Source organism: ANME-2 cluster archaeon (assembly GCA_019429385.1).
Taxonomy (GTDB): domain Archaea; phylum Halobacteriota; class Methanosarcinia; order Methanosarcinales; family Methanocomedenaceae; genus Methanocomedens_B.
The window spans coordinates 1-13658 of the sequence record JAHYIS010000013.1; the positions used below are offsets into that span (position 1 = coordinate 1).

The window sequence follows — 13658 nt, forward strand, 5'->3', positions numbered from 1 at the left end:
TATTGTTATCCAATCTTCCATTGAGATCACCCCAAAATCCTCCTGCAATAAAACAGGGGAATTTTGATATATAGGGTGGGTCAATTTTCAATGGGAAAAGTGGGTCAATTTTAGGTGGGAATTTTCATCATAGAACTATCCGGCTTTGATGTTGACATATATCAAGGAGAATGGGCTGTTGGTGGAAAAAAGATAAATATTACAAAAAAGGGGTGCGAAATATGAGTTTAATGGCTGACTGGAGGCTACAGGGTAAGAATGGATTTGAAAAACTGGAGAAATTACTCAGGCGAGAGTTGTGTATGGGCTAAACAAATACAATTTTCTTATGTATTTCATTAAATTCCTTTTTCTACTCATCGGCAAGTGCCCATAATCTCCACATAATAGCTCTTCTTTCGAAAATTTGAATTAGCGGTGGGACTGATTTACCCCCTTTTTCGTCTAACAAAATTTCTAATGTTTTTCAACAATGGATTTGTAGACGAGGAGATTTCCTTAATCTCATCCCAGTAATGCAATGCATTTCGGTCTTTGCCAAAGAAGATCTTTACATCAGAATCCATAAGTTCAAGCTTTTTTTTACTGAGTGTGTGCAAAACTTTACCTGTCGCCTTAAGCCCATTTGTGTTTTCAACAGTAAACAAGAACTTCAAAAACTCACAAAAACTGTTATAGTCTTTATCACTCTTACTCTGTTTTAAATAATCTTTCGCACACATGACAATATACATTTCCGATACTCTTGGTGACATATCGAATAAATTATAAAGCTTAATGAGATCATTTGATGTCTGACAAGAGTTTGTAATATACGGTACAATCCATTCTAAATAGTTATCTGCATCTTTTTCGGTTAATCCTAAAAGATTAACCTTTTTGTCATCAACAAGTCTTTCAAGTTTTGCCATTACAGGCTGTAAGTCCTTATTGCTTTTGATTTTTTCAATATTCATACCAACACAAATAAGAAATACTTTTCCGCTTATAGCTTGGCGGGGATAGTCGAAGTTATATTCGAAAATGGTCATTACAATCTGTGTGTTTTCTTTTGACGGACGCTCCAAAGGAATCTTCTTTGTTATGTTACCAATTAGTTCATCAACAAATGGAACATCCAATTTGTTCTGATGGATGATGCCAAGCAATTCATTCTCAATTGGAGTGATATCCCTGTTTCTGGTGCTTTTAACATTGTCATAATAGGCTCCAAGAATTTGTGGCAAATACTCTTGTGAATAATTTTGGTTAAAGGCAACAAAGGATTCGAAATGCTCTCTAAATAATATATCTCCGTCTGTTGAACCTGGATTACGATTCAACAACGATTTAAACAAACCATACATTTGCTCCCTTCTATTGTAGCCATTCAGAATAGTAAACACAGCATTTCGATTTTCATACTGTGATTTTGCAGCAACCTGATAGAAACATTGCCACAATGAACGAGCAGCAGCTTCGCCTGAAGTTAGGTCTGACATCACTCCATCCAGATTTAATGCAATATTAGTTAAATATTCATGATCATTTGAAAATTCTTCAAGTATTCTAGTAACAACATAGAATCCATTGTTCTCATTGATGCTATACACTGATTGCACGATTCCAGCATAGAGGTTTCCTATTGGGTGCTCAACATATAATTCTTCAGCGGGAGTGGTTTTAACTTTCACATAATCGCAGAGAACTTTGATAATGAAAGCCAACTTCCAATTTGAAACATCATGTTTTATTACACCAAATATCTTCTGTTGATTATCTTCATTCATCAGTTCTGCAGCAATACTGATTCCTGCTGCATTGCAGAGTTCTTCTAAGCCTGTATAAAAACTTGTAAATTCTTCTTTGCTTATCTCTGTTCCCAAAAAAGAATTGAGTATTCTCTCAATAACAGCGCTTTTTGTTTGTTCTTGCATTAATGCAGATAGAAAACCGTATGAACCTATAATGTAACGAAAAACCTCTAATGAATAGTTATTGTCAAATGTTAATATTTTATCTTTTTCAAACAGCAATTGCTCTATTAAAGCGATCTTTTCTCCATCATCTGCAAACTTATCCGCAAATGAAACGGCATTTGCAAAAGATTCCCTGTTAATTTCCAATATCCCATCTTTACGTAATTTGTAAAGAGAATATGCATTATAATAATCTAAATCGGCTTTAGAGTAAGAATATGAGTTTATTAAGAATTCATGAAAACTCTTTAAGATATCATGGGAAAATGACATTGCCACTTCAATAAAATCATAAAAATCTCCTTTTATATTAAAATCGACAGTATCGTTTCTATATAAATCAAAAACAAAGTGTGATTGCAAACTTTCATATGCCTCAAAATTGTATTTTGTTCCATTGGGTACAACACCACATATTTGAGATCGTGACAATGATGGATCATATTCATATGTTGTGAAATTGATATTCAATGCAATCTTCAGCGGCAACGTATATTCGAGGGCTGCGATCCACATAATTATATTGTCCGCCTTATCGCACATCACAATACGCTTGCGCTCACTCTCAAACGAAAGCATTGCATGCAGCATATTCTTGAAGATATCCATACGGTCATCTTCACCTAAAAACTCAATAACATTGTCTATGTCAACACGATACCCTCTTAAGAGTTCAGGAGTAGGGAGAAAGCTGGGGATTTTAGGATTGTTAACTTCCTCGTATGCCATGCTATCCCTGAGCATTTCACTTCCGTAAAATTCGCATGGGTAGCTTGTGTATTCTGCTTCATCACATATTATTGAATGACTTAAACTATTGCCAAAACGTCCTGCACTACCCATATAATCTCTGCCAAGATATGTATTAAGAGTTACAGCACAAGTTCCGTTATTTAGTTTCCTGAAAATGAACGATTTGGGCATAATCAGGGCAATTTCTTCAGACATAACAACGCCAACTTCCAATGCGGGAGTCTGGTAAGTAAACAAACTCCTTACATCTTCTGATTTACTATCTTTAAAATCTGCATCATAAGAAAAAATCTGCTGTCCATCATTGACACCATTAATACCTCTCATGCATGAAGTAAAAATAATTTGATGTTTATTCATTTAATAGACCTCTGTAATTAGTCATTGAGAAGATTTTATTACTCCATTTTTCATTAACAACCAGAGAAATGAATCCTCAATTCTATGTGGTCTTGGTTTCTCAATCCCACCATCTTCACGAGGACTATTACCAAGTCCAAGTGCTGATACTGCAAAATAAGAATAGTCCGTATAATTTGCCTCAAGTTGCGACGTAAATGAGCCTGCATTCCATTCTTCTAACAATCCTTTGACTTCAGAGTTGACATTATGCCAATCAGGGAGATAAAAACTCTTTTTTGTGTAATGTGGGCTTGTTTCAAGCACGGTACATCCTTCGGGTATAATGGAATAAATAGCATCAAATTTTGAAAATACTGCAGCAACAGGAATGTCGATTTTTTTCCCATCAGGCAAATTTTTATCATTTCGAATCAAACGAGAAACACGAGCCATGATGTCATCCGCGCGTTTTGGGAGACTAGTAGCAGAAGTTGCTCTTGCAATTGTTTTGGCATCCAATTTATTTCTTACTTCAGGAATTTGCATTGGATCAAGCAAGAAAATGATGCCTGATGATTTGCAAATGTATTTATTTACAGTACTCATCATATCTTCATCGTCCAAGTCTTCACCGGCCGTGTCAAAAAAAACAAACGTGAAAGTATCATTCTCTTGTATTAGATTTCTGTGCTGAATATCAAGGGCTAATTTTTTATGTGGGACATCATATCTATAAATCAATGGTCTATATGCACCGTTATTACGATTTTCCAAGGAACTCATTGTTTTTTCAAGTCTTTGAAAATCAGTATATAGATTTCTTCCAAAAGCAGCTTCATATCTTTCTTCAGTATCCTCCTCAGGATACATAGCCCCACCGTTGAAGCGCAAAACTCGTTCTCTTAACTCTTTAATAATTACACCAACGAAATGGCTTTTACCAGTATCACGAGAGCCCACTATAGATATAATCATATTTGTACCATTAATTGTAGATGGCGGTAATATATTATGACAAGAAGGGCAAACAACTTTAAACGTTTGTTTTCCACATTCAGGACAGTTACCGTAATTTCTAAAAATAATCGAAATTCCTGCTTTAAATGTCTTTCTTCCTTTCAAGGGGTTATTTACGTTACCATTTTCGTATTTAGTCATTTCTTTATCATCAAATTCTTTACATTTCTTATTAGTACAACGAAATTGGGTCTCTGTAATTTTATGTTTGTCAAAACAATAAGGGCAAATAAATGTCATTTTCAGTACTATATAAATCCCTCCTACCTAATTTTTAAACTCGAGTTAATTTTAAGTTGAAGTTTGTATGATGAATGTAATTTGTCATTTTTTAAGAATGCCTTAATATAAGTATCACTTTCGATTTCATCAGGAAATGGAATTTTAACTTGCAGTGAACCAGTAAAAGCTTGTGCTGGTATTGAATGAAACAATTTGACTGATGGCTTGAACATAGGAACATTTCCTACTGCTGAATAAATATCAATATCAGGCAAATTAAAAGATTCTTCCCCAGCTTCAAAGTAAATTATTACATTGTTTTCTCCAAATCCAAATTTTTTCTTTGTCACTGAAATTGAATAGGTGATGACTTTTTTTGACTCATTTGCAAATAGATAATTTGTACCTGTAGAATAGTCTTTTTCCCCATCTCTTTTGAACTCTGCAAACACAGTAAAATAATAATTTTGTTGTTTTAGATCTTTAATAACAAGGACGCTATCAGCCCGATATTGTTTAATATTTATGTCTTCCCTTATCGATTGTATATCACCAATATCAACGGGATATTTGTCAAACCGATACAAAATAACAAATCCTGTTGCTTCTTTTGGTGAATCTATAAAAATATTAATATTATTGTTAGCCGCTACAATATTATTAATTTGTACAGATTCCCCCTTGCTTGCACGAGCAATAGCACCGATAACGGCCGAATTCGATTTTACAACCACTGCTGTAATATATAATCGCCCATCATCTTTAAACTGGAATGTACCCGTGTTGCGTTCTGTTTTTGTTACAGCAAGTCTTCTCATTTTAGATTCAAGGATTGCCTGGGATACAATTTCTCCACACTTATAATCAGGTTTATTTGTTGAATAATATAACCGCACTTCTGAATTATCTGGATTTTCCCATGTTGCCTGGAATGTATTGTCTTGAACAGGCTTCACGCTCAAAATTTCAATTGCTTTCGGCGGTTTTGTTGGCATTCCAGAAATGTTAATGCCATTGGTCATCTGTTTTTGACCGTTTATATTGTAAACCAGGCGCAATCGATAATTGTAATTCTCATCATTCTTCAAGCCACTGTCCAGGAAACCTTCTGAATTATTGCTATTAATTCGTTCTTCTTTACCACCGTCAGTAATTCTAAACAATTCGACAGTTGAACCGGAAGGAATAGAATCCCATTCCAACTGGAGCATTGCATCTCCAGGGGTAATTGTAACATTTGTTATTTCAAAAAGATTCACGTCAGGTTTTCGGGTGGATAATGGTTTTGAATATACACCAGCTCGTTCTGCAAATATTGCATAGTAATATCCAACGCCAGGCAGGATCTTGCTGTCGTTAATACTGCACACATTAACTCTTGCGACCAAATCTCCATCTGTATTGTTTATCGGAATAGCATCTCTTTTTCGTACAATCGAATAATATACAGTACCTTCCGAGGTACTTTCATTCCAGCTAAGGACGTTGGTTTTTGTGTTTCCGTCAGTTGAAATTCTCAAATTGGTTACCATCTGAGGTGGGTACCTTAAGATCAACTCACGAATTCCAGGATAATCACAACAACTTTCATGTGCCTTCGTACAGTTTTCAATGATCTCTTTTTCATTGGTTGCTGACTGAGCTTTAGCTTTATCATAATAAGATTTTGCTGTTTCAATAGCTGTTGTTATTTCTGCTTCTAAGTCAGCCTCCTTGAATTCAGGGAATCTCTTTAGAATATCTGCATATTGTTTCTTCGCTTCATAATAGCGCTTTTCTTGAACAGCCTTCCTCATATTTTCAGCTGTATCACCAATTCGCTGCTTAAACTCTTCCAGTTCTTCCCTCTTTGCTTTAACTTCACTACTACCAGGCCAGTATTTTTCAGCATCTTTCAAATGTGTTTCGGCAGTTTTAAATTCCATTGATTTGATGTATTGTTGAGCCAAGTTGCACAACGCCAACGCCCGATCTATATTTTCTAATTCAAAGCCACATTTGCACCATTTGATATTAGCATCATTTTCTGTACTGCATTTCGGGCATTTTATGACCAAATCTTTCTTACAGTTAAAACATTGTGTTCGCCCATCGGATACATCATTAATTCTACCGCAGCTACAAACCTTTATATTTACATTATTTTCGTTTGCAGGATTATGATTGTATGCAATATTCTCAACTTTACAAAAGGAAATAAAAACATTTTTCGCTAATGTTCTATCTATAGTCAACTCAGTTAATTGGTCAATGAAAACATCTCCTTGTTTATCAGACAATTCTGAACCTGCGACTTTTGCAATTTCTTTTACGTAATCTAAAACACTTCTTCTTTTGCCCCATGCTAAATATTCGTCATAAATTCTTTTACTGTTTTCATCCTTAAAAGCCTGCACGCATGTCTCGCATATTTTTTTACCAGCACTACTTGTATTGTTATTTTTGTAAAAGTCTTTTTTCTTCATTTCTTGCGCAAATTGCGTGAGCTTATCGCACGGTAGAGTATTCATAATCGTAGTACCGGGATTCAAGAAATCGTAGAAATTATCCTTATTAAATGGCTGAAGATATGTCTTCATACCCTCATATATTTTTGCACCATGGGGTTTGGTTTTATAATATTCTTCATAAAATTTCTCAAAATCGACATTCTTTTGTCCAATTTTTATGCCAAGGGCAGCCATTCTTTTTTTGACTATATCAACAGATACCTTTTTTTTAATTGCATATTTTTCGACAATGTCTTCGGCGATTTCTCCGCTTCCCCTACCAAGATTAGTAAGATCTTTATTTAACAAATCATATACATCATTGCGAGCAGCCTCAGCTTGCTTTTTACGCTCGACAGGATCACTCATTATCCTTTTGATTTCGTTGAGCTTTCCATGATATTCCTTGTATAGTGAGCCTCTAAAGGAATCATTGAAATTAGTTGCCCAAAATTTGCGCTTTTCTTCAATTATTTGGTCTATAACAGCTTGATCCTCGACTGGAGGATCAAAATCTAAATCTAATATCAAATACCAATTCTCATTCACGAATAGATCACCCTCACTCTGCAATCCAACAATTGAAATGTCATCGAAACAACCATATCTACAAACCTTTATATTTTCATTATTTTAATTCTTAGGGAGTTCCCATAGCTTGCATATTTTTAGCATCTTCACCATATAAAATATTCCCTTTAGGTTCGAAATACAAAACTGATGTTTGCCTTTCCAGTTTGCTTATCTATACATGCAACTGCACTAAAAGTTGTACCCAGGTCAATTCCGACTCTTATGCCCACTTTATTCCTCCAAATCAAAATCATCCTGCCACAATCAATAATTATTATGGCAGACGAAGTGTAATTAAATAATAACCATTTGCTTTGATTTTTCTTTCAATTTTTCAAACTGATTCACCAGTCATGATATATTTTGACTGTATAGTTCCTTTAATCGTTTTGTTGCTTGTTATGTCTTTACCAGTAACCTCCAAAATACCTTCGTTGTTAAGGCTGAATGTTACCTCAATTGGTGCGCCGTCAGGAAGATTGCCCGGCAATTCTAAGATTGCTGTGCCAATTTTATAATTTTCATCAATATCAAAATATTCCTCCATGAAATCATTTTCATAGACATTGATTTCCATTGTTTCCATGTTTTCTCCCATTGTTCTAAATGTCTGGGACACGGTTATGGCACCATCAGTGATAGGATTATTTTTAAAAATTATATTGCGACATTTCCTTTCACTATTAACGATCGCTTCAATTCCAAAACTCTTTGTTGTTGCTGAAATAGGCTTTGAATAAAAATTAACCGCATGAATAGCAGCGCCTTTAGCAACAGCTTCGTCCGGCTCAAGAATTTTAGGCTCTATGCCATATTTTTCTACAAGAACCTTAGTTACTTGTGGCATTCTCGTAGAACCTCCAACCAAAAGAATTTCATCTACTTTATAACCACGTCCTTCTGACTCAGCAATTGCAGCATCGGTTTTATCAATAGTGGAATTTAATAGTGGAGAAGTAATCTCATCAAATGTTTCCCTTGAAAAGTTGATTCTTGACTTTTCTCCGGCTGCCTCAACTATAACAGTAACTGTTTCTTTCGCAGTAAGCTGCTGTTTTGCTTTTTCAGCTTTCATAGCCAGCTCCTGCTGTGCATACTCATCAAAATCACCGTCATATCCTGTTTCAGATTTAAATTCATCTGCAAGGTATCGTATAATGGCAGCATCCCAATCTTTACCACCTAAATCGTGGTCACCAACGGAACATATGACCTCAATTTTGTCTGAACTTATTCTCATAATAGTAACATCAAAAGTTCCTCCACCTAGATCATACACAAGAATGTTTTTCTCTTCTTGTTCTTTAGTAAATCCATAATAAATTGCTGCAGCAGTTGGTTCACTGAGAATTCCTAATACATTAAGACCAGCAATTATTCCTGCATTCTTTGTTGCAGTTCTTTCAGGAGAACCAAAATAAGCAGGACACGTAATAACTACATCCTTTACTTCTTCATCAATTTGCTTTGCTGCATCTGCTGTGAGTTTCTTCAATAGGTAGTTTGAAACTTCTTCAGGGGATTTATTTTCGCCATTGTAATTTATGGCAAAGTCACTTTTCCCCATTAAAGTTTTTACCATTGAGACAGTATTATTAGGATCAATAACAGAAGTATCCTTTGCCACTTGTCCTACAACAACTTGCTTCGGACTTGCAAAATTAACCACAGAAGGGGTAGTATTTGTTCCCTCTGAATTGTTAATAACAGTTGCCCTTCCAGTTTTATCTACATATGCGATACACGAATACGTTGTACCAAGGTCAATACCGTATACATATTTATCCATTTTAAACTTCCTCCTCACTATTTTTTGCAATTATTTCTACTGGTTCTTCGTAATAATAAATATTAATTTTTTCTGCAGAAATCGTTCTTCCGTTGTAGTTATAACCACAGCTTAAAGACTCAGCTACTTTTCCGTGTAATTCGTTGTTTCTTGTAACTACTTTCTCAATTACTCGTTGCTTTACCGGTACAAAATCATCTTCAGGGCTGCTCTTGTATATCTCAGTACCATATCTCTCTAATATATCCTGAATATCAATAGCATAGTCTGCAAACGTCTTGTTAGGAATGTCCTGCTCACCTTCAGGTTCCTTGAGGTAAGTATCGGCCATTCTCAAAATGCTGTCTCTCACTTCGATGATATCAAGAAGAACTGGTCTGATAATTTGTGCATACATATCTTGCTTATACTTCTGCAATTCCGTATGCATTTGGGTAACAATTTGGTCTTCATGTTCCGTATGCCGTATTTTTTCAGAAAAAAGCCGACTAAGGGAGTCCATTTTATCTGAAAGGATAGTAACATTTTGCAAAAGATCATCATTACTGATGCTTATATTTCCAGCTTTTTCCGATTCCTCCTCAGTGCATTTTTCGGTATCTTGCCCACCATTTTCGGGATGAATAGACTCATCTGATATTGATACTTCTTCTTTGATTTCTTCATTGCCTGTAACCGTATCCTGAATTACTCTTGTTGTTTCTTCAGGAAATATTGTCTCTTCCATTTTTTCATCAGAAGACGGCTCTTGCACATCATCATTTGTATCAATATGATTGTTTTTATTATCCATACTTCAAACTCCTTGTTCTTCAATACCTTTTGATGCAAAAGGATGTTTTGTAAAATTTGTATCTTGCCAATTACGATCCATTATCGAATCTGCTTTTCTAAAAAGCCACTCCATTGGCTCCATAACACCTTCTGGTTTGTAAACACCTTTACCTCTTGAATGACCTATCGCACTGCATACAAAAAATCGGCTGTTTTTAAATTTTATAGTGATATTGTTTAAAAAACTTCCCATTCCATATTCTTCAAGGAACTTACGGCAAAGGTAGTCTTGAACATCCATCTCATTATTATATTTATCAGGATCAGTTTTCATAAGAGCGTTTACTGAACCTTCACCTAATTCATTAAATAGTCCTGCAGAATCCGCTTTGTTAATTACAATAGCCAAAGGTACGGAATACATCTTTTTGTCACTAAGACCTGTTACTTCTCTTAACTTGATCAAGAAAGAATTAACTATTCCGTTAATATCAGCAATACCAATGCCTGCAATATCCTCTGGCGATAAATCACTTTCATATTTATTTCTAACACTTGGAATAGAAAATGGGTCGATTATCAGAGCAATACCATGACAATATTCGTATTGTTTTTGAATTTCATTTTCGTTGTTGTCAGTGAACACTTCACCGGCAATATCATAAACATGAATCAATCTTTCAGGTTTAAATTCATCACCCTTTACGAAAAAACTAAAGGATATAGAACTTGCCTTATTAGTATCTGTCACCCTACTGGTTGCTCTTACATCACCAGTTTGATAATCCACTTCTATTTGTTTGTATATATTAGATTTATCATCATTGTAACGCTCGTATTCCCATTTTTTTGCAGGTATTACTTTTTCTATAAAATCTTTTGAAAATGCATTTATGAAAGCTGTTTTACCAACTGAACGCCCTCCCACTACTGGTATACAAATAGGTACAGTCTCTCTATCGGTCAATTTTGTTTCTCTACCTTCATTCCAGCAATTATGGCAAATTGCTTTGAGGTCACGTCTAAATCTCGGATCTCCTTTATCAGTTATGCCGACGTCTTTGAAGAATGTGGTGGGAAGCATTTCTCCACAATTGCATGTCCTTTTTAGAATTCCATATACACTAGGCGTTAAGTTTGTATGTTTTTCTTTACAAGTTGGGCAAATATAAGTTGGTATCAATGATTTTTCTTTACACTCATGACAAGCTGTAAAGATTTTCTTTCGTAAAAGATAGGCTCGGTCAGTTGTCCAAGCAATAGTAAATCCTATGTAGACAATCGCCATAAAAGCCAATAATACGGCTATGTTAATAGTGGATAAAACCAGTGTGATAGCAGAGCCGACGATTAAAACCCCAATTATTGCTAATAAATTGAGAATCAATTTAAAGATAAATGTTTTAGTGTCATCTACACTTTTTGAAATTTTGATATTATTCATATATTCTTTTATAGATACAAAGTTTCTCTGCCAAGCTCCTTTTACCGTATTTTCAAGATCTTTGTAACCTTTATCAAAATAATAACTCTTTTTGGCGGGTTGTGGATCAGTAGCCAATTTTATTACTCCTTAATTACTATCGATCATATTTACTTTGAATGATTTGCCATAGTTGGCAATGGCAGTTCCACCTCCCCAAAGGGCACCACCCGCTGCAACAATTGCTGCTACTGCTGATATAATCAATACTGTTATATATATAATTGCAATAACAATCGCAATAACTATAACAGCACCTATAACTACACCTATTAACTCTTCTCCACCCATTTTAATCGCTCCTTATTGCCCCTATCTGAATAATCCATTTGATTCTTCATATCCATGCTACAACTGTTATGCCACCATATGAATCTTTTATTGATAAATATGATCGATATTTTAGCATATAGAGTTTTCTATTTATTTGGCTTTGGGACAAAAATGCCAACGCATAGCGGTAAGTTTTTGCGATAAATCTGTCAAAAAAAGCGGCAGCATAATAATTCCCCTAATAATTTTGTCCCAGGGCCTATTTATTTGGCCTTGGGACAAAATTATCAAATCAGCAACTCCATTGCTTTACAATCGTCCTCTTTTAGCTCAACTACACGACTGAAGAATGTTGCACATAATGTTGGGAGAATTGGATATCTTGAGATTATGGATGGCATTCTACCTCATTGGTCACATAAGGCAGGATAAGTGAGTTTTGTCCCAAGGCCGTTTTACGCCAAAGTTAAATATGTTACAACACAACATTGACCCATGAGACTGGACAGTGACATCCAAAAAGAAGAAATTATAGGAAAAGTAGTATCAGGCCAGCTCAAACTTCATGCCATTGACAAGCTGGTCGGTCCTGTGGAAGGAGTAGCAGTACGGAGGGAGGCCATTACCAGGATGACGGGTACCGATGCCAAAAGTCTGGGCAGCTTTTCCATTGACGCTGCTGAGGTTGTGGGGCGGAATATCGAAAATATGATAGGGGCGATCCAGCTACCCCTGGGTATTGCCGGTCCTGTTACCATCCGGGGTGAATACGCGACAGGTAATTTCTATCTCCCCCTGGCTACCTCCGAAGGTGCGCTGGTGGCAAGCACCAACCGGGGCTGCACGGTGATCTCGGCGTGCGGTGGTGCCACAGTAAGAATATTCAAGGACGGTATGACCCGTGCGCCTGTTTTTTCTGCCAGGAACGTTGTACATGCCAGGGAATTCGTGGACTGGTTAGCTGGCCACTTTGAGACCATGAAGGCAAAGGCCGCCCAAACCACCCGGTTCGGGGAATTAATGGATGCAACGCCGTTTGTGGTGGGAACCGATGTTCACCTCAGGCTCAGGTTCGATACCAAGGATGCCATGGGTATGAACATGGCAACCATTGCATCAGAAGCAGTTTCGAATTACATAACAGAACAGTTCGGTATTGGACTGGTATCCCTCTCCGGGAACATGTGCACTGACAAGAAACCATCGGCCATCAATACTATACTGGGCAGGGGTAAGACCGTTGTTGCCGAAGTGGTCATTCCTGAAGACGTGGTGGATGCTAAACTCAAGACCACGGGCCGGTCCATGGCAGAGGTCAATTACAAAAAGAATTTGCTGGGTTCTGCCCGCGCCGGAAGTATGGGGTACAATGCCCATGCTGCCAATATAGTGGCTGCCCTTTATCTGGCATGCGGGCAGGACGCGGCCCATGTAGTTGAAGGGAGTAGCACTATCACTACCATGGAACTGACACCTGACGGTGACCTGCATTGTTGCGTCACCATGCCTGCTGTACAGGTTGGGACCGTTGGCGGCGGCACCGGTATCGCTACCCAGCGCGAGTGCCTCCAGATCCTGGGTGTCGCCGGGGCCGGTGAGCCGCCCGGTACGAATGCTAAAAAACTTGCCGAAATAATCGGGGTGGCTGTACTGGCAGGTGAGATCTCACTCATAGGTGCCCAATCGGCCGGACACCTGGCAAGGGCACATAAACAACTGGGGCGAAAATAATGAACGAGGAAAAACGAAACCACACCCTCATAGACCAGAAATGCCCGACGTGCGGAAGCTGGATGAAATCGATGGTAGAAACCAGTCCCAGGGGTATGAAGGTAATAACCTATCGATGCGATGAGTGCGGTTTGAACTACAGGGTAGACGGATAAGCATATCAGGTTGAATAAACCTGACCGGGAACTGTCAGGTTCATTTTTTAATGATAATTATATTAATGAAGACTGTAATTATCATATATTATTATTATA

Annotated in this window: 9 protein-coding genes; 2 read left to right on the forward strand and 7 right to left on the reverse strand. The window is 36.9% G+C overall.

Annotated elements, in window-relative coordinates:
* Positions 1 to 428 precede the first annotated feature (428 nt).
* From K0A89_06060 to K0A89_06090, 7 genes are all read right to left on the reverse strand, one after another.
* Positions 429 to 3071, reverse strand: a complete 2643-nt coding sequence (locus K0A89_06060) for a hypothetical protein (GenBank protein MBW6518047.1) — start codon at positions 3069 to 3071, stop codon at positions 429 to 431.
* A 21-nt stretch (positions 3072 to 3092) separates the two neighbouring features.
* A complete protein-coding gene (locus K0A89_06065; protein ID MBW6518048.1) occupies positions 3093 to 4211 on the reverse strand; it encodes a hypothetical protein in 1119 nt (372 codons plus the stop codon).
* Positions 4212 to 4333: 122 nt separating this feature from the next.
* Positions 4334 to 7330, reverse strand: coding sequence for a hypothetical protein (locus K0A89_06070; protein MBW6518049.1), 2997 nt, complete (start codon positions 7328 to 7330; stop codon positions 4334 to 4336).
* 358 nt (positions 7331 to 7688) lie between these two features.
* On the reverse strand, positions 7689 to 9143 hold the full coding sequence (locus K0A89_06075) for an Hsp70 family protein (GenBank protein MBW6518050.1): 1455 nt from the start codon (positions 9141 to 9143) through the stop codon (positions 7689 to 7691).
* 1 nt (position 9144) lies between these two features.
* Positions 9145 to 9936: a hypothetical protein gene (locus tag K0A89_06080; protein MBW6518051.1), complete on the reverse strand. Its 792-nt coding sequence runs from the start codon at positions 9934 to 9936 to the stop codon at positions 9145 to 9147.
* 3 nt (positions 9937 to 9939) lie between these two features.
* Positions 9940 to 11478 carry a hypothetical protein gene (locus tag K0A89_06085; protein MBW6518052.1) on the reverse strand — a complete coding sequence of 513 codons (1539 nt, stop codon included), beginning with the start codon at positions 11476 to 11478 and terminating at the stop codon, positions 9940 to 9942.
* A 12-nt stretch (positions 11479 to 11490) separates the two neighbouring features.
* Positions 11491 to 11691 (reverse strand): hypothetical protein, encoded by a 201-nt coding sequence (locus K0A89_06090; GenBank protein MBW6518053.1) that lies wholly within the window; start codon positions 11689 to 11691, stop codon positions 11491 to 11493.
* 477 nt (positions 11692 to 12168) lie between these two features.
* On the opposite strand from K0A89_06090, the gene hmgA reads away from it, so the two are divergent.
* Together hmgA and K0A89_06100 are read left to right on the forward strand one after the other, a co-directional pair.
* Positions 12169 to 13404, forward strand: coding sequence for a hydroxymethylglutaryl-CoA reductase (NADPH) (gene hmgA / locus K0A89_06095; GenBank protein MBW6518054.1), 1236 nt, complete (start codon positions 12169 to 12171; stop codon positions 13402 to 13404).
* Positions 13404 to 13559 carry a hypothetical protein gene (locus K0A89_06100; protein MBW6518055.1) on the forward strand — a complete coding sequence of 52 codons (156 nt, stop codon included), beginning with the start codon at positions 13404 to 13406 and terminating at the stop codon, positions 13557 to 13559. The genes hmgA and K0A89_06100 overlap by 1 nt, the downstream gene beginning before the upstream one ends.
* Positions 13560 to 13658 lie beyond the last annotated feature (99 nt).

Excerpts from the sequence above, each read along its gene's own strand:
- K0A89_06060 (MBW6518047.1), bottom strand. The coding sequence starts at position 3,071 with ATGAATAAACATCAAATTATTTTTACTTCATGCATGAGAGGTATTAAT.
- K0A89_06065 (MBW6518048.1), bottom strand. The coding sequence starts at position 4,211 with ATGACTAAATACGAAAATGGTAACGTAAATAACCCCTTGAAAGGAAGA.
- K0A89_06075 (MBW6518050.1), bottom strand. The coding sequence starts at position 9,143 with ATGGATAAATATGTATACGGTATTGACCTTGGTACAACGTATTCGTGT.
- K0A89_06080 (MBW6518051.1), bottom strand. The coding sequence starts at position 9,936 with ATGGATAATAAAAACAATCATATTGATACAAATGATGATGTGCAAGAG.
- K0A89_06090 (MBW6518053.1), bottom strand. The coding sequence starts at position 11,691 with ATGGGTGGAGAAGAGTTAATAGGTGTAGTTATAGGTGCTGTTATAGTT.
- hmgA (MBW6518054.1), top strand. The coding sequence starts at position 12,169 with ATGAGACTGGACAGTGACATCCAAAAAGAAGAAATTATAGGAAAAGTA.
- K0A89_06100 (MBW6518055.1), top strand. The coding sequence starts at position 13,404 with ATGAACGAGGAAAAACGAAACCACACCCTCATAGACCAGAAATGCCCG.